The sequence below is a fragment of the Mesorhizobium sp. CA14 genome, from assembly GCF_020165195.1.
GTDB lineage: Bacteria > Pseudomonadota > Alphaproteobacteria > Rhizobiales > Rhizobiaceae > Mesorhizobium.
Window position 1 is genome coordinate 101670 of record NZ_JAIUHR010000013.1, and the last position, 20567, is coordinate 122236.

Here is a 20567-nt window from a genome sequence, read left to right on the forward strand (position 1 = left end):
TTACTCCTGCCAGCTCTTGGCTGTCGCGATCGAGCGGCGGGCATAGCGCTCGATGTCATTGGGGTTGTCCTGTTCCATGATGAAATACTGTGCCGCGCTCTTGGCGCGCAATGTCTTGAACAGGCCCGCCCAGTCGATCGTGCCGTGACCGACATCGGACCAGCCATCCTCATCGAGCCCCTCCCCCGGCTTCGCCATGTCCTTGACGTGGACGGCGACGATGCGCTTGCCATGCTTTTCGATCCAGGGCAGCGGATCGGCGCCGCCGCGCACCACCCAGGCGACGTCCATTTCCCAGCCGATGTCGGGGGCGGCGGACAGGATGTGGTCCTGCGGCAGCGAGCCGTCCGCAAGCGCCTTGAACTCGAAATCATGGTTGTGCCAGGCAAAGCCGTAGCCGGCCTTTTTCGTCACCTCGCCGACCTTGGCCAGACGCTCGCCGAAACCGCGCCAGCCGGCGGCGTCGGACGGGCGCTGATCGGGCATCAGATAGGGGCAGATCAGGAGCGTGATGCCGAGCGCGTCGGCGATTTTGCGCACGCCGTCGAAATCGTTTTCCAGCGCATCGATCGAGAAATGCCCGGTCGGCATCGCAAGCCCGTTCTTGTCGAGCTCGGCGCGGAACGCCTTCGGGTCGTCATAGACGCCGCCGAAGCCCTCGACTTGGCTGTAGCCGAGTTGCCCAAGCATCTTCACCACGCCGTTCCATGGCTGGAAATTGCGGGCGCTGTAGAGTTGGAATGACCAGTTCATCTGTCCTGTCCGTTCATTGGTCTTGGGAGGTTAAAGGCGGTTGCCGGTTTGAGCGTCGAAGAGCGAGGCGCGCATCGGATCGAAACCGACGCTGACCGCATCCCCGTTCTTCGGCGTGCGTTCGGAAGTGACGCGCACGGTGAAGTTCTGCTGGCCGAGCTTCAGCCAGACCAGCGTGTCGGAACCCATCGGCTCGACGACCTCGACATTGGCCGTCGCGGTGAAGGGCCAGCCCGTTCCGCTGTTGAAGGCGACATGCTCAGGCCGGATGCCGAAGACCGCGGGCCCCGGCGCCGGTTCCTTCTCGAAGGCATAGGTCGCAAGCGGGATGCGCACGTCCTCGACGACAAACAGCCAGTCGCCGCCGTCCTTCTCCAGCCTGCCGTCTAAGAAATTCATCGCCGGCGAGCCGAGGAAGCCGGCCACAAAGCGATTTACGGGGCGGTTGTAGATCGTCTGCGGCGCGTCGAGCTGCTGGATCACGCCGCCCTTCATGACCGCAATGCGGTCGGCCAGCGTCATCGCCTCGATCTGGTCGTGCGTGACGTAGATCATGGTGTTCTGAAGCCTGCGGTGCAGAAGCTTGATCTCCACGCGCAGCTCCGAACGCAGCTTGGCATCGAGATTGGAAAGCGGCTCGTCGAACAGGAAGACGTCGACATCGCGCACCAGCGCGCGCCCGATCGCCACGCGCTGGCGCTGGCCGCCGGACAGCGCCAAGGGCTTCCGCTGCAGCAGCGGCTCGATCTGCAGGATCTCGGCGGCGCGCGCGATGCGTTTGGCGATCTCGTCCTTCGGCACGCCGGCGACGCGCAGGCCGAAAGAGAGGTTCCTCTCCACCGTCATCTGCGGATAGAGCGCATAGGACTGGAACACCATGCCGATGCCGCGGTCCTTCGGCTCTTCCCAGGTGACGTTCTTGCCCTTGATGAAGATGCGGCCTTCCGAAATGTCGAGCAGGCCGGCAATACAGTTGAGCAAGGTCGACTTGCCGCAGCCGGACGGGCCGAGTAGCACGATGAACTCGCCGTTGGCGACATCCAGGTTGAGCGTCTGCAGCACCGAGACGGCGCCGAAATTGAGCGACAGGTCCTGGATCGAAACGCTGGGATTGGCGATTTCAGCTGCCATCATCATCCTTTCACCGCGCCGGCGGCGATGCCGCGCACGAAGAGCTTGCCGGAAACGAAATAGACGATGAGGGGAACGAGGCCGGTGAGGATGGTCGCGGCCATGTTGACGTTATATTCCTTCACGCCTTGCACAGAATTGACGATGTTGTTGAGCTGCACCGTCATTGGATAGGTGTCGGGACGCGTGTAGACGACGCCGAACAGGAAATCGTTCCAGATGCCGGTCACCTGCAGGATGATGGCGACGACGAAGATCGGCAGCGACATCGGCAGCATGATGCGCAGATAGATGCCCCAGAAACCGGCGCCGTCGACGCGCGCGGCGCGGAACAGCTCCTCCGGCATCGAGGTGAAATAGTTGCGGAACAAGAGCGTCAGGATCGGCATGCCGAAGATCGAATGCACGATCACCAGCCCGGTCAGCGTACCGTATATGCCGATCTCTCGCAGGATGATGACGATCGGATAGATCATCACCTGGTAGGGGATGAAGGCGCCGACGATCAGGATGATGAAGAAGGTGTCGGCGCCCTTGAAGCGCCAGTTGGCAAGTGCATAGCCGTTCACCGAGGCGATCGCGATCGACAGGATCACCGATGGCACGGTGATGCGCACCGAATTCCAGAAGCCGCGCGAGAGCCCGTCGCAGTTGAGGCCGGTACAGGCGGTCGCCCAGGCTTTCACCCAGGGTTCGAAGGTGATCTCCACCGGCGGCGAGAAGATGTTGCCGAGCCGAATTTCCGGCATGCCCTTCAGCGACGTGACGATCATCACGTAGAGCGGCAAGAGGTAATAGAGCGCCACGACGATCAGCGTGCCGTAGAGGAAGATGTTGCGGCGCGACAGCACATGCCGCGGCTTTGGTCCGCTCGGGCCGGTTGCATTGCGCTTGAGCGCTTGCGCACCGGTGGACAGGGAGGCGACGTCAGCCACGCTTCTTGCCTCCGAATTCGAGATAGGCCCATGGCACGATGACGATCACCACCGACAACAGCATCATGGTCGAGGCGGCGAAACCCTGGCCGAGATTCTGGGCGAAGAACATGTAGTCGTAGACATATTTCGCCGGCACTTCCGAGGCGATGCCGGGGCCGCCGCTAGTCTGCGCCACGACCAGGTCATAAACCTTGACGATGCCGGCCGCGATGATCACCAGCGTGGTGATGAAGACCGGCCGCATCATCGGGATGACGATGAAGAGGTAGGTCTTCCACATGGGTATCCCATCCACCCTTGCCGCCTTCCAGATGTCTTCGTCTATGCCGCGCAGCCCGGCGAGCATCAGACACATGACCAGGCCCGTGCCCTGCCAGAGCGCCGCGATCGAAATGCCGTAGATGACGATGCTGGAATTATAGAGCGGGTCAAAGCTGAAGCTCGTCCAGCCGAGATCGCGCACGACGCGTTGGACGCCGAAATCCGGGTTGAGCAGCCATTGCCAGACCAGCCCGGTGACGATGAAGGACAGCGCAAAGGGATAGAGGAAGATGGTGCGGAACGTATCCTCGAAGCGGATCTTCTGGTCGAGAAGGGCTGCAAGCAGGAAGCCGATGATCAGCGAGAAGACCAGCGAGATCGCGCCGTAGATCAAGAGGTTCTCGATCGAGACCAGCCAGCGCGACGTCGACCAGAGCCGGTGATACTGGTCGAGCCCAACGAAATTGAGCCGCGGCAAAAGCTTCGAATTGGTGAAGGAATAGAGCACCGTCCAGGCCGTGCCGCCGACGAACACCACAAGCGCCGTCAGGATCATCGGGACCGATGCGACCTTGGCGTTCAGGTTGCGGAAAAGCTTACTGGGGCGTTTGCTGCTGCTCATCTCGGCCGGCTGGGCAATGAGGACATCGAGCTCCCGACCCCGATAGGCTGGGGTCGGAAGCCGGCGGGGGCGCCGGTTGTTGTCAGTCCGCAGAGGCGATGATGTCGGCGAAGCGCTTCTGCGCCTCTTCGAGCGTCATGTCGGGCTTGGCGAAGAATTCGGAGAACAGGTCCTCCTTCTGCTTCTGGGTGTCCTGCGAAAGCAGCTGGTCCGTCCACGGCATGACCGCGCCCTTGGCGAGGATGGCGAGACCCTTCTTCATGCAGTCGTTCGCTGTGTTGAGGTCGACGTCGCCGCGCACCGGCAGCGAGCCCTTCTTGAGATTGAAGGCGACCTGGGTCTTGGGGTCGAGTAAGGTTTCGGCGAGCACCACCTGCGCCTTGGACTTCGCTTCATCCTTGAGCAGGGGAAAGTAGAAGGCGTCGCCGCCGGTGGCGATGACTTCGTTGAGCCCAAGGCCGGGCAGGCAGGTATAGTCCTTGCCGGCGGTCTTGCCGGCGACCTGGAACTCGCCCTGCGCCCAGTCGCCCATGATCTGGCCGGCGGCCTTGCCGGTGATGACCAGGTTGGTGGCCTGATTCCAGTCCTGCACATTGGTGTTCTTGGCCATCTTGCGGGCGTCGTCGGCGGCCTTGAACACCTTGGCGATCTCGGGACCGGCGGCAAACTTGGCGTCCTTGTCCTTGTAGACCTTGAGGAACGTGTCGGTGCCCCCGGTCGCGGCCATCAGCACGTCGAAGGCGCCCGATGCCTGCCAGGGCTGGCCGCCCATGGCGAGCGGGATGATGCCAGCCTTTTCCAGCGCCGGCGCGTCCTTAACGTACTCATTCCAGTCCTTCGGCACTGGCAGGCCGGCCTTCTGGAAGGCCTCGTTGGACAGCCACAGCCATTGCCAGGAATGGATGTTGACCGGCACGCAATAGATCTTGCCGTCGATCGTGCAGCTATCGAGCAGGCTCTTCGGCCGCACGATCTCCGTCCACTTGTCCTTGGTGGCGATGTCGGTGAGATCGCGCATCAGCCCGGCCTGCACCAGCTCCTCCGCCTGGCGGCCGTGGTTGAACTGGGTGGCGCCCATCGGATCGCCGCCGGTGATGCGGCTGATCATGATCGGCCGCGCCGTGCCGCCGGAGCCGGCGATGGCGCCGTCGACCCAGTGATTGCCCGTCGCGTCGAATGCCTTGGCAAGCTCGGCCACCGCGGCCGCCTCGCCGCCGGAAGTCCACCAGTGGGTGACCTCCAGGTCGGTCGCGGCGGCCGGACCAGCGAAGTTGAGCGCAACGGTCGCGGCAAAGGCGGCAGTCAGGAATTTATATCGCATTTCGGCTTCCTCCCAGAATCTGAAACGTTACAGATTTTCGATACGGCAAATGATCCGCCTAGGCAACCCCTCGCTTCAAAGTCGGGAAACATTTTTTCGAGGCACGAACAAAATCTTTCTGCCGAGGCGACGAAACTACCGTGGAGGCACTCGATTGGTGCCAAATTCACGCGGAAGCCGATATTTCTTTGTGATTCCAGTGGCTTTCGATTGTTCTCCATACTCGGAGCGCAGAGGTTGCGGCCTCGCCTGGCAGTCACGAATCTTGGCAACCTGTAACGTTTCAGTATACTGAGCCAAGCTGCGGGCTAAAGGACGCGCAAAAGTCAACACCGTGCGATTGCCGCACAGCCCCGCGGCTGCTATGCGCCTGACGGGCGGGACGAATGGATAGACGGGTAACGAAGAAGGACGACGACGCGTCAGGCAAGGAGCGGCCGACGCTGAAGACGCTCGCCTTCATGACGGGGCTTGGTGTCACGACGGTCTCGCGCGCGCTGAAGGATGCGCCCGAGATCGGCGCCGAGACCAGGCGTCGCGTGCAACTCGTCGCCAAGCAGATCGGCTATCGCCCCAACCGCGCCGGCGTACGTTTGCGGACCGGCAAGACCAACGTCATCTCGCTCGTGCTCAACACCGAGCACGAGCTGATGAGCTTCGTCTCGGACATCATCTACGGCGTCACCGAGGTGATCGCAGACACGCCCTACCATCTGATCGTCACGCCCTATTCGCGCTCGCAGGATCCGCTGGACCCGGTGCGCTATCTGGTCGAGACGGGCTCGGCCGACGGCGTCATCATCTCACGCACCCAGCCCAACGATCCGCGGGCGCGCTACATGCTGGAGCGCGGCATTCCCTTCGCCACGCATGGCCGCACTGACATGGGGCTGGTGCATCCCTATCACGACTTCGACAACTACACCTTTGCGGGCGAAGCCGTGCGCTATCTCGCCGGCATGGGCCACAACCGGCTTGCGCTTGTGACGCCGCCGGTTGGCCTCACCTATTATGGTCACACGGTGAACGGCTTTGCCGATGCGCTGAGCGAGGTCGGCGCCAGCGAGGTGCCGTTCAACACGGTCTCCATCGACCAGTCGATCGAGCAGATCAGGATGCGCACAGCGCAATTGATGCGGCGCAAGGACCGGCCGGACGGCTTCGTCAGCAGCGCCGCCGCAGCGACGCTCGCCATCGTGGCCGGCATCGAGGATGCCGGGCTGAAGCTCGGTCGCGACGTCGACGTGGTGTCGAAACAATCGTCGGAGCTGCTGCATCTGTTCAGGCGGGAGCTGCTCGTCGTCAACGAGAACTTCCGGCTGGCCGGCTCCGAACTCGCCCGCGCGGTGCTCGGCTGGATCGGTGGTGCCGACCCGGGCTCGCTGCAATCGCTGAGCACGCCGAGCGAGGTCCTGCCTTATCGCGGCTGATTGGCGCGACTTGAGGGGCAGGTCAGGCCGAGTCGAAAATGGTGGCTTCCGAGAACCGGAGCGGAGCGTACTTAAAGTACGTGAGCACCGGAAGCGCAGGAAGCCGCCAATTGCAGGCCGGCCTCACCTGGCCCTAGGCGGCCCCACTCCCCCAAGGTCCATGGAACGCCCCCTGCTCGCCGATACGCTCGAAGCCGTGCGCGCCGAAGAAATCGCGCTGCGCCTGGATCAGGTTCGAGGTGCCGCGGCCCTGGCGGTAGCTGTCGAAATAGGCAAGTGCCGAGGACAGCGCCGGCACGGGCGAGCCGGCTTCGGATGCGCGCGCCACGATGCGCCTTAGCGACGGATGTGCCTCCTCCATCATGGCGATGAAGGCCGGCGCCATCAGCAGGTTGGTGGAAGCGCCGCCCGAACCGAACGCCTCGGCCATCGTGTCCAGCATCTGCGAGCGGATGATGCAGCCGGCGCGCCAGATCTTGGCGATGGTCGGCATCGGCAGGTTCCAGTTGAATTCCTTGGAGGCGCCGCTCATCACCGCAAAGCCTTGGGCGTAAGCCGCGATCTTGCCGGCGAACAAGGCGAGCTCCAGATCCTTGAGCAGCGCGGCCTTGTCGCCGGACATCTTTTCGACGCCGATATTGCCATAGGCTTTTTCCGCCGCCTGTCGCTCGTCCTTGAGCGACGACAGCACGCGCGCCGCGACCGCCGCCTCGATCGCCGTCGCCGGAATGCCGAGTTGCTGCGCCTCGATGACCGACCATTTGCCGGTGCCCTTCTGCCCGGCGCGGTCGAGGATGATGTCGACCACCGGCTTGCCGGTCTTGGGATCGTCGGCGGCGAGAACTTTTGCGGTGATCTCGATCAGGTAGGAGTTGAGCCGGCCTTTGTTCCATTCTTCGAAGACCTTGCCGATCTCCTTGGGCGCCATGCCGAGACCGTCGCGCAGAATGCCGTAGATCTCGGCGATCATCTGCATGTCGGCATATTCGATGCCGTTGTGGATGGTCTTGACGAAATGGCCGGCGCCGTCATGTCCGAGCCAGGCGGCGCAAGGCTCGTCCTTGAACTTGGCGGAGATCGCGGTCAGCACCTTTTCAACGCGCTTCCAGGACTCTTCCGTGCCGCCGACCATGATCGAGGGACCGTGGCGCGCGCCCTCCTCACCGCCCGACACGCCCATGCCGATGAAGGTCAGGCCCGAGCCGGACAGCTCCGAGAAGCGGCGCATCGTGTCGCGGAAATTGGCGTTGCCGGCATCGATGACGATGTCGTTGTCGGAAAGCACGCCGCGCAGCGCCGCGATTTGCTCGTCGACCGGCTTGCCGGCCAGCACCATGATGATGATCGGCCGCGGCGGGCGGATCGCCGCGGCAAGCTCCTCCAGGCTGGAGCAGGCAACGACCATGTCCTTAAGCGAACCGGCGTTCTCGACGAAGGCGTCGGTGCGCGCGGCGGTGCGGTTGAAGACGGCGATGCGGTGCCCATGCTCGGCGATGTTGAGCGCCAGGTTGGAACCCATCGTGCCAAGGCCGATCAGGCCGATTTCGGCTTTTTCCATCGTTTCTTCCCTGCGTTCGGATGCTTGTTGTGGGTTGCGTTCTGGAGAACGCCTTTCCCAGATGAATGACGGGCCTTGGCGGCTGCGTCAACCGTCTCGCAGGCCGGCCTCACCTGAATATCACTCACCGCGGATATCGATCGGCGCCTCGATCTTCACCATCTCGAAGTCCGAAACGAGGATATCGAGCCGGGCGTTCCAGCGGCCGGGGAGCGGGATGACGAGATCGTCGATACGCCAGGTACCGTCGCCGGGTTTTCTCGCCGGCCGTTTGATCGGCTCGATACCGGAATCCGGCTTCGACAGCACCAGCGTCACCGCCTCGGCGTCGAGAGGCCCGAAATCGCCGGTCATGATCATCATCGAAGCGGCGACCTCGCCGGCATGGCCTGGCGTGATGCTGAGATCGGCCATCGCCTTCAGCGTGTGGATGTGGATCGACACCGGCTGCGCGGCGGCGATCGCCAGCGCGCGTGGCGGCGGGGTGAAGCGCCAGCCGGCGGCGACACCGAAGATGGCGAGCACGATGACCACCTCGATGCGGATGGAGCGAACCATCCGCCGCTGCACCTCGGTGTCGCCGGCCTCGGCGGGAGCCGTCAACGTCCAGCGGTTGATGGCGGCCAACGTGAACAGGAAGAGCAGCAGGGCGAGCTTGAGCAGCAGCAGACGGCCATAAGCAGTATGGATCAACGCTACCGGCTGCTGCACCTGGATGATCGCCAGCACGATGCCGCTGGCGGCAAGCGCGATGACGACCGGCAGGATCGCGCGGGAGAAGCGCCGCAGAAAGGCTTTTGCTTCCGCCGGCTGCTGCCGCAACGCCAGCCCGAGCGGCGCCAGCGAACCGGCCCAGAAGGCGATCGCGGTGCCGTGCAGGAACACCAGTGGCCGCGTCAGCCATTGCGGTTGGGCGGCGCTGGCATGGCCGCTGACGGCAAGGGCGACGCCGACACCGAGCAGTGCTGCGCTTGCCGACAGCTTGCGAAGGCCTGACGGACCGGCAAGCGAAAGCAGCGCGAGACCGAGCGCGATCAAGCCGATCAGCACCGTCCAGACGAAGCTCGTTTCCAGCGCGGTCTTCCAGACTGTCGGCGCCGCAAACCGGGCGAGCGGCGCGCCAAGGCCGTCCAGCCCCTGCAACCCTAGCGACAACGGCGCGCCGGCAAGGCCGAAAAGCAGTGCCGCGGCGACGAAGCGCTGGCCGCGGCGCCGGTCCTCGGCCAACCAGGCAAGCGCGAACGCGCCGCCGATGCCGAGAAAAAGCCCGGCATAGAGAAACAGCTTGCCGAGCCAGATCGCCGCGCGCAGCGTCCAGTCCACGGCTTCGCCCGCCACCGGCGCGGCACTTGGCGCGCCGATGGAAAAAAGCGCCGAGCCGCCGACCGGATGGCCGTCGACCGACACCACCCGCCAGCTTAGCACATGCGTGCCGGATTTGAGCGTTTCGGGATTGTCGATCTCGACCGTCTGGTCCTTGAGACGGAAGGATGTCAGCGCAAGCTGCGAGCCGTCCGGCCGCACAAGCGTCAGCACCAGCGGCGAGACAGGCTCGCTGAAGATCAGCGAGAATTTGCCGGGACCTTGCGTCAGCACGGCGCCGTCAGCCGGGTCGGTCGCGACAAGCGCCGCATGCGCCAAGGCGCGGCCGGGTATTGCCACTATCGCCATCGCCATAAGCGCCGCGACCAGCCAGGCAAGCGAGCCGGCAAGCATGCGGTTCATCGAGGAAGGCAGTGCTGCGTTCATGCCGTCATAACAGGAAATGTTGGCGCGCCCCGAGGGAGCGCGCCAACAGAGATCATTTCTTCGGCAGCAATTTGATGCCGGGCGCAGGCGTTTCCAAGGCGTCCTCATCCTGGCCCGCCGCCGGGATCTCGATCCAGCGCTCGGCGGCGTCGCCGCATTCCTGCACCACCGGGAAATAGAGCATCTGGCCGGCCGGCAGATCGGCCGCCAGCGAGGCGCGGAAGACGAACTCGTCATAGAATTCGTCGGGCAGATTGCCGCCACTCCAGTCCACTTCCTAGACGCCGGAGGTCAGCGTGTCGCCATAGAGCTGGTAGGATTTCTCGTATTTGCCCTTCTTGACCTGCAGCGTCCAGCCGGGCTTGGGCATCGGCTTGACCGCGATAACGCCTTCGGGGATCTGCACGCGCACCGCGGTCGTCGCCTTGCCCTCGCAGCCATGCGGCACGCGCAAGACCGCCTTATAGGTCGAGCCGACGGCCGCTTCCTGCGTTTCGAGCGTAATATGGGCGAGCGCGGCATCCGTCCCGAGCGCGCAAAGCACGCCCGCCGCCAAAAGATACTTCTTCATGAATTGTCCCTCTGATTTCGAATTGGCGGATTATTCGGCGTGATCCATGTCGCCCATATCGCCGCTGCCCGTCTCGCCCATGCCTTCGACGGCGAACTCGACCTTGACGCTGCCGGCTTTCTCGAAGGTCAGCGTCGCGGGGAATTTCTCGCCCTGCTTCGGCTGCCGCTTCAGGCCGGTGAACATCAGGTGGTAGGCGCCCGGCTTCAGCGCGACCTTGCCGCCGGCCGGGATCTCCAACCCGCCCTCGACCGGCCGCATGGTCATGACGCCGTCCTTGACGCCCATCTCATGCAGTTCGGCTTTTTCGGAGATGTCGGAGGAAATCGACAGCAGCCGGTCCGGCACGCTGCCCTTGTTGACCACGGTGAAATAACCGCCTGCCACCTTGGCGCCGGGCGGCGTCGCCCGCGACCAGGGATGCTCGATCTCGAGATCGCCGACCTTGAACTCATGCGCGAGGGCGGCGGGAATGCAGGCGAAGAGCAGAAGCAAGGTGAGCACTGCAAGGCCAACGCGCTGTTGGAGGAGGAAGGGCGGCGTGCCGCGAAAGGCGAAGGCTTGCGCCTTGGGAAGAAGATTGGACATGGTTGCTCCATGAATACGGGATCGCGCCGGAATGCGGCCGCGAACAGTCTGATCTTTGGATGAATAGGCCCGCGAAAAGTTCCGCGGGTCAGACCATCGCCGGCGGCGCGCGCGGATTGGCCGGAGAGCGGTCGCGGGCGAAGTCCTGGTGCCGGAAGGCCGGAAGCTGGAAGGCGACGGCCTGGAAAAGCCGGGTCCTGGCCAGCGCGCCTGCTTCCGGCGGCGGCAGATGCGCCGGCGAAACCATGCTGCAGCCGAGCGAGCAGCAGGCCGGCATATGCTGCTGGTGGGGATCGCCGCCGGGAAGTTTTACGACGCCTTCATGCGTGCAGATGACGTTGCCGAAGGCGTCGAGCTGCGAAGGAGCGCCGAAAGCGAAAGCGCCGAGAGAGGACTGAAGCAACAGAAGCAGCGCCGCGACGAACGCGGCCGGCATGCTCCATCGTCTCAGCCGGATATCCAATGCAAAGCCTCTCTCGGAAAGGCGTCGACGGTAGCACGGGGAATGCGGGCGGGAAATCGGCAAAACCGCGCTGCGGCAACGCGGCGCGACGCGCTTGTTTTTATGCATGTCGTATCCCAACCGCTGCACGCTTCTGGACGACATGCGTTAGGATCTGTCGAGATTCAGGTCAGGCCGGCATCACCTGAATATCAACAGACCCTAGGCGGGCTGCGCCTGCCGTCCTTCGGGAATGGAGCTCAGCAGCGTCTGGCGCGCCGACTTCAGATGCTTGCGGCAGGCGGCGTCCACCTTGCCGGGATCGCGCGATCTCAGCGCCGCAATATAGGCAAGATGCTCCTGCACGGCGACCTCGTTGCGCTGGCGCTCCTCAGCCTTGTTCCACTGATAGTGGTAGTGGAAGATCATCGCGATCACGTCGTAGAAGTCGACGATGAAGCGGTTGTGCGAGGCGCGGTGGATCAGCCGATGGAAGCGCTCGTCCAGCTCGGAGAATTCATTGAAGCGCGTGGCGATTTGGCTGGCGAGCTGGCGATGCTCGCCCTCCAGCCGGTCGAGATCGGCCCACACCGCGCTGTCCTCCGGCAGCGCGGCGAAAGCCGCCGCCGAGCGCAGCTCGAACATCTCACGGATCTCGGTCAGCTCCAGCGCGAAGGCGCGCGTGAAACCCTTAAGCACCCAATGGCTGTTGCGCCGCTTCTCGATCAGGCCGAAGCGCGAGAAGCGGATCAGGAATTCGCGCACGCTGGTGGTGCCGACGCCGATCTCGCGCGCCAGCTCCAGCTCGTTGATCTGCATGCCGGCTTCTGCGCCCCCTGCAAGCAGGCGTCGCATGAAGGAGCGTTCGATGATCTCGGCCAGCGAGTCGGTCTCCTCCTCGGGGAAGAAATCCTCGGGCTGCGGCGCCCTGAGCACCGTCTTGTTGCGCTTGTTCCAGTCGATCAGCTCGGTTTCTTCCATGCGCGCAAGGATGCTGCGCACCGTAGTGCGGCTTACGCCGAGCAGCGTACCGAGCTCAGGCTCCGAAGGCAGGCTCCTGGACTCGTCGAGCAGCCGCAGACAGCGGTTATAGGCGTCCTTGTAGACGTTGTTGCTCTTCGACATGCCCCGTATCCCCAACGCTTGCGGCGGCTTGCCGGAAGCGCGATATGATCGGTGTACCTAGCGCAAGCTTCCGAAAAGCGGAACGCCTTTCGCCGGCTTGCCAGAAGGGCAATCATGCGCGTCCCAGCGACGCGCATTGCCCGCGACGAAAAAACAATTGACGCAAAAATGTTTTTTCCCGATAAAAGACATTACCTTTAAACGGGCGCAAGTCAATCCGCCCGCATTCCCAGGATCACCCAGGACAGCCGCCCGTGAACGTTGCAAACACCATCCTTCTCTCGCCCTCCGATAATGTCGCCGTCGCCAACGGGCGCATCGAAATCGGAACGCCATTGCCGGGCGGTGCCGCCGCGACTGCCGTGATCGAGCCGGGCCACAAGGTCGCGATCAAGCACATCGCCGCGGGCGAAGCGGTGGTGAAATACGCGCAGGCGATCGGTCGCGCCACGCAAGACATCGCGCCCGGCGAGCACGTCCATTCGCACAATCTGGTTTTCGAGAGCGGCCGCCTGCCGGTAGTGCCGCCGAGCGAGGCCGAGCACGCCACCGAGGCCGACCGCAAGCGCACCTTCATGGGCTACCGCCGCGCCGATGGCCGCGCCGGCACGCGCAATTTCATCGGCATCATCGCCAGCGTCAATTGCTCGTCGACCGTCTGCCATGCCATCGCGGACGAAGCCAACCGCACGCTGCTGCCGAAATATCCCGGCATCGACGGCTTCGTGCCGATCGTGCACGGCCAGGGTTGCGGCATGAGCGCCACCGGCGACGGCATGATGGTGCTGCACCGCACGCTGGCCGGCTATGCGCGGCATCCGAATTTCGGCGGCGTGCTGATGGTCGGGCTCGGCTGCGAAGTCAACCAACTTACCCTTTACGGCCAGAAGGGTGTTGCCGCCGGAAAGCGGCATTTCAACATCCAGGAGGCCGGCGGCTCGCGCAAGTCGGTCGAGAAGGCGATGGGTGTGCTGGCCGAGATCGCCGAGGAAGTGGGCCAGTTGCAGCGCGAGCCGATCTCGGTCTCAGAGATCGTCGTCGGCCTGCAATGCGGCGGCTCGGACGGCATGTCCGGCATCACCGCAAACCCGGCGCTGGGCGCGGCCGTCGATATCCTGGCCGGCTGCGGCGGCATCGGCATCCTGTCGGAGACGACCGAGATCTACGGCGCCGAGCATTTGCTTGCCTATCGCGCCGCCTCGCCCGAGATCGCCGCCAAGCTCGACGGCTTTGTGAAATGGTGGGAGGACCACACCGCCAAGCACGGCGCCTCGATCGACAACAACCCTTCGCCCGGCAACAAGCGCGGCGGCCTGACCACGATCCTCGAGAAATCGCTGGGCGCCGTCGCCAAGGGCGGCCAGACGCCGCTCAACGGCGTCTTCGGCTATGCCGAGAAGGTTTCGGGGAGCGGCCTGGTGTTCATGGACACGCCCGGTTACGACCCGGTCTCAGCGACCGGACAGGTGGCCGGCGGCGCCAACGTCATCGTCTTCACCACCGGCCGCGGCTCCTGCTTCGGTTGCCGGCCGACGCCGTCGATCAAGGTCGCCACCAATTCGACCATGTATCACCAGATGGAAGAGGACATGGACGTCAATTGCGGCGTCATCGCCTCGGGCGAGAAGACGATCGCCGGCATGGGCCGCGAGCTCTTCGAACTGATCATCGAGACCGCGTCCGGCCGCAAGACCAAGAGCGAGGCGTTCGGCTACGGCGACAACGAATTCGTGCCCTGGCATCTCGGCGCAACGCTTTAGAGCATGATCCCCAAAAGTGGGAACGAAACGTCATCCTGATCCGGTCCCCAGGCCGGTCGTCGCGGCGGAAGCGCTACCGACAGTAAGGACGTCGGCTTTCACAATTGCGCGACTTCGCGATGGAATGAATATTCCACATTGACAGTACCGTGAAATTATCGTTCCATAGCAAACAAGGAGGAGCGGAAGCGCCGATATGGAGTCAGTGAGGAGCCGCAGAACCGAGCAACCTCGTCCCGGATCACATGAACGGCACCAGACACCGCTTGCATCGATCATGGCGATGCATTATCAACAAAAGGCATCTGTTTTTTATTGATAAAGTTCTGTTTTGGACTCGCCTATCCAGACGGAGCTTCCGCAACCTTCACCAGGCGACCTTAGGGAGGAACCTAATGAAATTCGTGACCAGCCTTCTCAACCGCCGCGCCTTCGTGGCCTTGGCCGCAGCGTCGATGCTTGCCGGCGCAATGCATTCCGCGCCCGCTTCGGCAGCCGACGTGACCATTCCGATCATCGTCAAGGACACTACTTCCTTCTACTGGCAGATCGTTCTGGCCGGCGCGCGCAAGGCCGGCAAGGATCTCGGCGTCAACGTGCCGGAGCTCGGCGCCCAGGCCGAAACCGACGTCAACGGCCAGATCTCGATCCTCGAGAACGCCGTCGCCAGCAACCCGGCGGCGATCGTCATCTCGCCGACCGAGTTCAAGGCGCTCGGCAAGCCGATCGATGAGGCGGCTTCCAAGGTCAAGGTCATCGGCATCGACTCCGGCGCCGATTCCAAGGCCTTCACCTCCTTCCTGACCACCGACAACGTGCAGGGCGGCCGCGTCGCCGCTGACGGCCTCGCCGCAGCCATCGGCGCCGCCAATGGCGGCAAGGTGGAAGGCAAGGTCGCGCTGATCACGGCGCTTCCCGGCGCCGGCTCGCTCGAGCAGCGCAAGCAAGGCTTCATCGAACAGATCAAGGCCAAGTATCCGGGCCTCCAGCTTGTCGCCGACAAATATGCCGACGGCCAGGCCACCACGGGCTTGAACATCGCGACCGACCTGATCACTGCCAATCCTGACCTCAAGGGCATCTTCGCCTCGAACCTGATCATGGCGCAGGGCGTCGGCCAGGCGATCGCCGAAAACAATCTCGGCGGCAAGGTGGCGCTGATCGGCTTCGACAGCGACGAAAAGCTGATCAAGTTCCTCAATGACGGCGTCATCTCGGGCCTGGTCGTCCAGGACCCGTACCGGATGGGCTATGACGGCATCAAGACCGCTCTGGCCGCCTCGAAGGGCGAGAAGGTCGAGGCCAATGTCGACACCGGCGCGAACCTCGTCACCAAGGACAACATGAAGGATCCGAAGATCGACGCTCTGCTCAACCCGAAGCTCAAGTGAGCAGCGTTGCGACAATCGTTTCCGGGGCCTTGTGCCCCGGAAACATCCATCGGGGCGATTTGGAAATTCGCCGGCCTGATTTAGGCTCCGACTTCAAGATGCGCGTCAGACGCATCGCTGCGTGCCTAACGGTTGAGACCAATCTGGGAGGATTGTCATGACGTCGACGGCGCAGGAACTGCACCCCGCCCCAACGCTGGCCCCGGGCAGGACGATCCTCGAGCTCAACGGGCTGGAAAAGCGCTATCCCGGCACACATGCGCTGAAGCCCGTGCACCTTGCCTTCAAGGCGGGCGAGATCCACGCCATCGTCGGCGAGAACGGCGCCGGCAAATCGACCCTGATAAAACTTCTGACCGGCGTCATGCCGCGCACTTCCGGCGAGGTGATCTGGGAAGGCAAGCCGACCGCCTTGGCCACGCCGCATGAGGCGATGGCGCTGGGCATCAACGCCGTCCACCAGGAGGTGGTGCTGTGCCGCCACCTCACCGTTGCCGCCAACATGTTCCTCGGCGAGGAGGAGTCACGCTTCGGCCTGCTGCAGCAGCGCGCCATGGTCAAGGACGCGCAGAAGATCATCGACGGGCTGGGATTCGATTTGCCGGCGCATGTCATGCTCGGCGATCTCACCATCGGCCAGCAGCAGCTGATCGCCGCCGCCCGCGCTACGGTGCGCGGCACGAAGTTTCTGATCTTCGACGAACCGACCGCCTATCTCACCCGCAAGGAGGCCGACCAGCTCTTCAAGCTGATCCGCCGGCTCAAAGGCGAAGGCGTCACCATCATCTATATCAGCCACCGCATGGAGGAAGTGTTCGAGCTCGCCGACCGCGTTTCCGTGCTGCGCGACGGCACTCTGGTCGGCACCCGCAACATCGCCGAGACCGACGAGCCCGAGCTGGTCAAGCTGATGATCAACCGCTCGATCGAACAGATCTACCACAAGGAGCATTTCACGGCCGGCGCGGCCATCGTCGAGACGAAGAACCTCTCCGGCAAAGGCTTCGAGAATGTCTCGGTGACCGTCCGCGCCGGCGAGATCGTCGGCCTCTACGGCCTGATAGGTGCCGGGCGCAGCGAGTTCGTCACCACGCTTTATGGTCGCCACAGGAAATCGGCCGGCCAGATCCTGTGGCAAGGCAAGGAGGTCCAGGTCAATTCCGAGCACGACGCTATCCGGCTCGGCATGGCGCTGGCCCCGGAAAGCCGCCGCGATCAGGGCCTTTGCCTCAATTTGCCGGTCGGCATGAACCTCAACCTGCCGATCTACAAGCGCATCTCCAGCAACCTGCTGATTTCCGGCGCCAAGGAGAAGGCCGAAGCCGACCGCCAGATCGCCGACCTGCGCATCAAGACGCCGACGCGCCATGCGCTGGCTTCCAGCCTCTCGGGCGGCAACCAGCAAAAGATCGTCATCGGCAAATGGCTGGCGCACGGCGCCAAGCTGTTCATCTTCGACGAGCCGACGGTGGGCGTCGATGTCGGCACCAAGGCCGAGATCTACCGCCTGTTCTCGACGCTTCTGTCCAAGGGCGCCGGCATCATCCTTATCTCGTCCTACCTGCCGGAAGTCTATGAGCTTGCAGACACGCTGCACGTGTTCCGGCGCGGCAAGCTGGTCGCGACCCATGGTTTCCGCACCGCCAGCCATGAGGACATTTTGGGTCAGGCACTGGCCGAGAAACAAGAAAAGTCGGGAGGACAAAAATGAGCACCGAGGCGATCCCCGCCGAAAAACCCAAGCGCAATTTCAACGCCCTGTTCGGCCTGACGCTGCTTGGCCTTCTGCTCCTGATGTGGATCGTGCTGGCCGTCGCCACGCCGTCCTTCGCCACGACGCTCAACATCACCAACCTTCTGCGTCAGGGCTCGCTGATCGCCATCCTCGCCGTCGGCCAGACCTTCGTCATCATCACCGGCGGCATCGATCTGTCGGTCGGCGCGGTGGTCGGCTTCACCACCGTCATTGTCGCGCTTTTGATCAACGCCGGCTGGCCGATCTGGGCCGCGGTGCTGATCACGCTGCTGGTAGGCGTCGCCATCGGCCTCTTCCACGGCTTCGGCATCGTCAAGATGGGCCTGCCGCCCTTCATCATCACCTTGGCCACCATGACCTCGCTGCGCGGCATCGGCCTCCTGATGACGAACGGCAACTCGATCTCGATCAACAGCGACTCGTTTCAGGCTTTTTCGCGCGGCTCGCTCGCGGGCATTCCCTACCTGTTCTGGATGGTGATCCTGGTCGCCATCCCTTCCTACGTCTTCCTGCACCACACGCGCTGGGGCCGCTACCTGTTCTCGGTCGGCTCCAACGCCGAGGCCGCGCGCCTGTCCGGCGTCAACGTGCCGCGCACCATCTTCATGGCCTACGTCCTGTCCGGCCTTCTGGCGGCCATTGTCGGCGTGCTCCTGGCCTCGCGCATCGGCATCGGCAACCCGACGCAGGGCGACACCTACGAGCTGCAGGCCATCGCCTCGTCGGTGATCGGCGGCACCTCGCTCTTCGGCGCCATCGGCTCCGTGCACGGGCCGCTGATCGGCTCCTTCATCCTTTCGACGATCAACAACGGCGCCAACCTGCTCAACGTCAACACCTTCTGGCAGCGCGTCATCACCGGCCTGCTGATAATCGTCATCGTCTACTTCGACGGCCTGCGCCGTCGCGGCAAATGACTCCTCCCTGAAACTATCGCGCCGGCCCCGATCGAGCGAGGCCGGCGCTCTTTTGCTTGGATTTGCGACATGAAAGCCGTTGTCTGCCGTTCGCCCGGCGAGCTTGTCCTCGAAGACCGCGCCGACCCGGGCGCGCCGCCGCCCGGCTGGGCGCGCGTCGCGGTCAGCCATGTCGGCATCTGCGGCACCGACTATCATATCTTCGAAGGCAAGCACCCGTTCCTGGCCTATCCGCGTGTCATGGGCCACGAGGTCTCGGGGACGATCGTCGAGAAGGGCGAAGGCGTCGATCTCGCCGTCGGCGAGCCGGTGATCATCAACCCTTATCTTTCATGCGGCAAATGCATCGCCTGCCGGCACGGCAAGCCGAATTGCTGTGTGAAGATCGAAGTGCTCGGTGTTCACCGCGACGGCGCTATGTGCGACGAAATCCTGGTGCCGGCCCAGAATCTTTATCCGGCGAACGGCCTGTCGCTGGCCGATGCCGCGGCGGTTGAATTCCTGGCGATCGGCGCTCATGCGGTGCGCAGATCGCTTAGCATACCCGGCCAGCGCACGCTGGTCATCGGCGCCGGCCCGATCGGCCTCGGCACGGCGATCTTCGCGCGCATCGCCGGGCTGGACGTCAGCCTGCTCGACATGAGCGCCGAGCGGCTCGATTTCGCCGAAAAACAACTCGGCTTTGCCGCGCTGGACGGCTCGAAGGCAGCGGCCGACGAACTGGTGCGGCAGGCGACCGGCGGCGAAGGATTCGACCTTGTGTTCGACGCGACCGGCAACACGCAATCGGTGCAGTCGGCCTTCGCCCATGTCGCGCATAGCGGCACGCTGGTGCTGGTCAGTGTCGTCAAGGACGATATCACCTTCTCCGACCCCGAATTCCACAAGCGCGAGATGACGCTGGTCGGCAGCCGCAATGCCCTCAAAGCCGATTTCGAGCATGTCGCCGCCTCGATCCGCAACGGCGCCGTGCCGTTGAACAAGCTGGTCACCCATCGCACGACGCTCGCCGGAACGCCGCGGGATCTGGCCAGATGGACTCATGAGAAATCGGGGCTGATCAAGGCGGTCGTCGAGGTGGGGTGATAACAGGACAGGCGGTGAACTCGCCGAATTGACGGAGCGCCGCATAGGTCGTCGACCCCCACTCCGTCTCGGCTTCGCCGAGCCACCTCTCCCCCGATCGACGGGGGAGAGGAAGGGTGCGAGCCTTGCAGCCAACGCTCTTCAACCGGACACACTGCTTTTCCCGCCGCCAGCGGCTCCTTTCCTCTCCCTCCGGAGGGGGGAGAGGTGGCTCGGCGAAGCCGAGACGGAGTGGGGGAAGGCGATCCTCAAACGCCAAGCCGCTGACAAGTAAGCGACCTGACATCAACGTGAAGCAGATCAATCACGGTCTCGTACAAGGCCGGCACTCCCTACAACGCCGACAACTTCAGCTCCACCCGCTCCGCCGGAAAGCGTGACTCCGCGAACTGGATCGGCTCACCGTCGAGCGTCACGTTGACGGCAATGGTGACCAGCACGATGGCGCCGGGCTGCAGATCGAGGGCTGCAAGGTCATCGGCATCGGCGTGGCGCGCCGACAGCACGGTCGAATGCCTGAGATAATCGTTGATGCCGAAACGCTTCAGCGAGGCGGTGATCGATCCCGTTTCCGCCATTGCCGTCTCTATACCCGCGAAGCGTTTGGCGTCGAACCAGGTCGTGGCGCGCGACACCGCATGACCGTCGGCCTCGCCGCGCGTCTCCAGGCGGATGACGGCCGCGCCCCTGGCGATGTCCAGCGCCTCGGCGACGCGCCGGCTGGCCGGCTCCGTCGATGACGACAGGAGCGCGATATGCCGCTCGCTCGTCTGCCCTTGCAGCCCGGTCGAGAAGCGCGTGCGCGCCCCGATCGGATAGGACAGCCGTTTGCGCGACATCACGAAGGTGCCGCGTCCCTGCTCGGCCTTCAGCACGCCTTCCTGTGTCAGCGCGGCGATGGCGCTGCGCACCGTGTGGCGGTTGACGCCGTAGCGCTCGGCCAGCGCGATTTCGGGCGGCAGCGCCGCGTTCTCCGCGAAATCGCCATTCGCAATCGCCTGCAGGATCCGGTCGGCGATCTGCCGCCACAGCGACACGCCGTTGCGTCTTTCGATGCTGCTTGCCAGTCCAACCATTCGTCGCCCCATTTCTTCGCCAGCCGGGCAATTTTCCGCGCCTGTCATGCACCCGTCATGGACTCCCGCTACGAGGGAGGTATAATTTGTAT

17 protein-coding genes and 1 pseudogene are annotated in these 20567 nt (G+C 63.8%); 6 read left to right on the top strand and 12 right to left on the bottom strand.

Features of this window, described 5'->3' with window-relative positions; genetic code table 11:
• The 5 genes from LB565_RS16085 to LB565_RS16105 all read right to left on the bottom strand — a co-directional run bounded on the left by LB565_RS16085 (position 1) and on the right by LB565_RS16105 (position 5026).
• Positions 1-753, bottom strand: coding sequence for a sugar phosphate isomerase/epimerase family protein (locus tag LB565_RS16085; protein WP_224585640.1), 753 nt, complete (start codon positions 751-753; stop codon positions 1-3).
• A 30-nt stretch (positions 754-783) separates the two neighbouring features.
• Positions 784-1884 (bottom strand): ABC transporter ATP-binding protein, encoded by a 1101-nt coding sequence (locus tag LB565_RS16090; protein WP_224585679.1) that lies wholly within the window; start codon positions 1882-1884, stop codon positions 784-786.
• Positions 1885-1886: 2 nt separating this feature from the next.
• Complete coding sequence (locus LB565_RS16095) at positions 1887-2819, bottom strand: carbohydrate ABC transporter permease (RefSeq protein ID WP_224585641.1); 933 nt, start codon at positions 2817-2819, stop codon at positions 1887-1889.
• On the bottom strand, positions 2812-3705 hold the full coding sequence (locus LB565_RS16100; protein WP_224585643.1) for a carbohydrate ABC transporter permease: 894 nt from the start codon (positions 3703-3705) through the stop codon (positions 2812-2814). The genes LB565_RS16095 and LB565_RS16100 overlap by 8 nt, the downstream gene beginning before the upstream one ends.
• Before the next feature lie 82 nt (positions 3706-3787).
• Complete coding sequence (locus LB565_RS16105; RefSeq protein ID WP_224585646.1) at positions 3788-5026, bottom strand: ABC transporter substrate-binding protein; 1239 nt, start codon at positions 5024-5026, stop codon at positions 3788-3790.
• Between the two features lie 386 nt (positions 5027-5412).
• Between LB565_RS16105 and LB565_RS16110 the strand changes: the two genes are divergently transcribed.
• Positions 5413-6456, top strand: coding sequence for a LacI family DNA-binding transcriptional regulator (locus LB565_RS16110; RefSeq protein ID WP_224585648.1), 1044 nt, complete (start codon positions 5413-5415; stop codon positions 6454-6456).
• A gap of 133 nt (positions 6457-6589) precedes the next feature.
• Here LB565_RS16110 and gndA read toward each other — a convergent pair whose 3' ends face one another.
• From gndA to LB565_RS16140, 6 genes and pseudogenes are all read right to left on the bottom strand, one after another.
• The gene (gene gndA, locus LB565_RS16115; RefSeq protein ID WP_318012164.1) at positions 6590-8077 is read right to left on the bottom strand and encodes an NADP-dependent phosphogluconate dehydrogenase; all 1488 of its coding nucleotides are present in this window, start codon (positions 8075-8077) and stop codon (positions 6590-6592) included.
• A gap of 57 nt (positions 8078-8134) precedes the next feature.
• A complete protein-coding gene (locus LB565_RS16120; RefSeq protein WP_224585650.1) occupies positions 8135-9763 on the bottom strand; it encodes a copper resistance CopC/CopD family protein in 1629 nt (542 codons plus the stop codon).
• A 52-nt stretch (positions 9764-9815) separates the two neighbouring features.
• A pseudogene (locus LB565_RS16125) lies at positions 9816-10334 on the bottom strand (YcnI family protein).
• A gap of 30 nt (positions 10335-10364) precedes the next feature.
• Complete coding sequence (locus LB565_RS16130; protein WP_224585652.1) at positions 10365-10922, bottom strand: copper chaperone PCu(A)C; 558 nt, start codon at positions 10920-10922, stop codon at positions 10365-10367.
• Positions 10923-11010: 88 nt separating this feature from the next.
• Positions 11011-11358 (bottom strand): DUF2946 family protein, encoded by a 348-nt coding sequence (locus tag LB565_RS16135; protein WP_224585654.1) that lies wholly within the window; start codon positions 11356-11358, stop codon positions 11011-11013.
• A gap of 228 nt (positions 11359-11586) precedes the next feature.
• Entirely contained in the window at positions 11587-12489 is a 903-nt protein-coding gene (locus tag LB565_RS16140; RefSeq protein WP_224585655.1) for a GntR family transcriptional regulator, read from the bottom strand.
• A 254-nt stretch (positions 12490-12743) separates the two neighbouring features.
• On the opposite strand from LB565_RS16140, the gene LB565_RS16145 reads away from it, so the two are divergent.
• The 5 genes from LB565_RS16145 to LB565_RS16165 all read left to right on the top strand — a co-directional run bounded on the left by LB565_RS16145 (position 12744) and on the right by LB565_RS16165 (position 19399).
• Positions 12744-14249, top strand: a complete 1506-nt coding sequence (locus LB565_RS16145; RefSeq protein WP_224585656.1) for a UxaA family hydrolase — start codon at positions 12744-12746, stop codon at positions 14247-14249.
• Positions 14250-14644: 395 nt separating this feature from the next.
• Positions 14645-15640: an ABC transporter substrate-binding protein gene (locus tag LB565_RS16150; RefSeq protein ID WP_224518361.1), complete on the top strand. Its 996-nt coding sequence runs from the start codon at positions 14645-14647 to the stop codon at positions 15638-15640.
• A gap of 157 nt (positions 15641-15797) precedes the next feature.
• On the top strand, positions 15798-17351 hold the full coding sequence (locus LB565_RS16155) for a sugar ABC transporter ATP-binding protein (protein WP_224585657.1): 1554 nt from the start codon (positions 15798-15800) through the stop codon (positions 17349-17351).
• Positions 17348-18313 (top strand): ABC transporter permease, encoded by a 966-nt coding sequence (locus LB565_RS16160; RefSeq protein ID WP_095769218.1) that lies wholly within the window; start codon positions 17348-17350, stop codon positions 18311-18313. The genes LB565_RS16155 and LB565_RS16160 overlap by 4 nt, the downstream gene beginning before the upstream one ends.
• A 69-nt stretch (positions 18314-18382) precedes the next feature.
• Positions 18383-19399 carry a zinc-binding alcohol dehydrogenase family protein gene (locus LB565_RS16165; RefSeq protein WP_224585658.1) on the top strand — a complete coding sequence of 339 codons (1017 nt, stop codon included), beginning with the start codon at positions 18383-18385 and terminating at the stop codon, positions 19397-19399.
• A 332-nt stretch (positions 19400-19731) separates the two neighbouring features.
• Here LB565_RS16165 and phnF read toward each other — a convergent pair whose 3' ends face one another.
• Entirely contained in the window at positions 19732-20475 is a 744-nt protein-coding gene (gene phnF, locus LB565_RS16170) for a phosphonate metabolism transcriptional regulator PhnF (RefSeq protein WP_224585659.1), read from the bottom strand.
• Between the last annotated feature and the right edge of the window lie 92 nt (positions 20476-20567).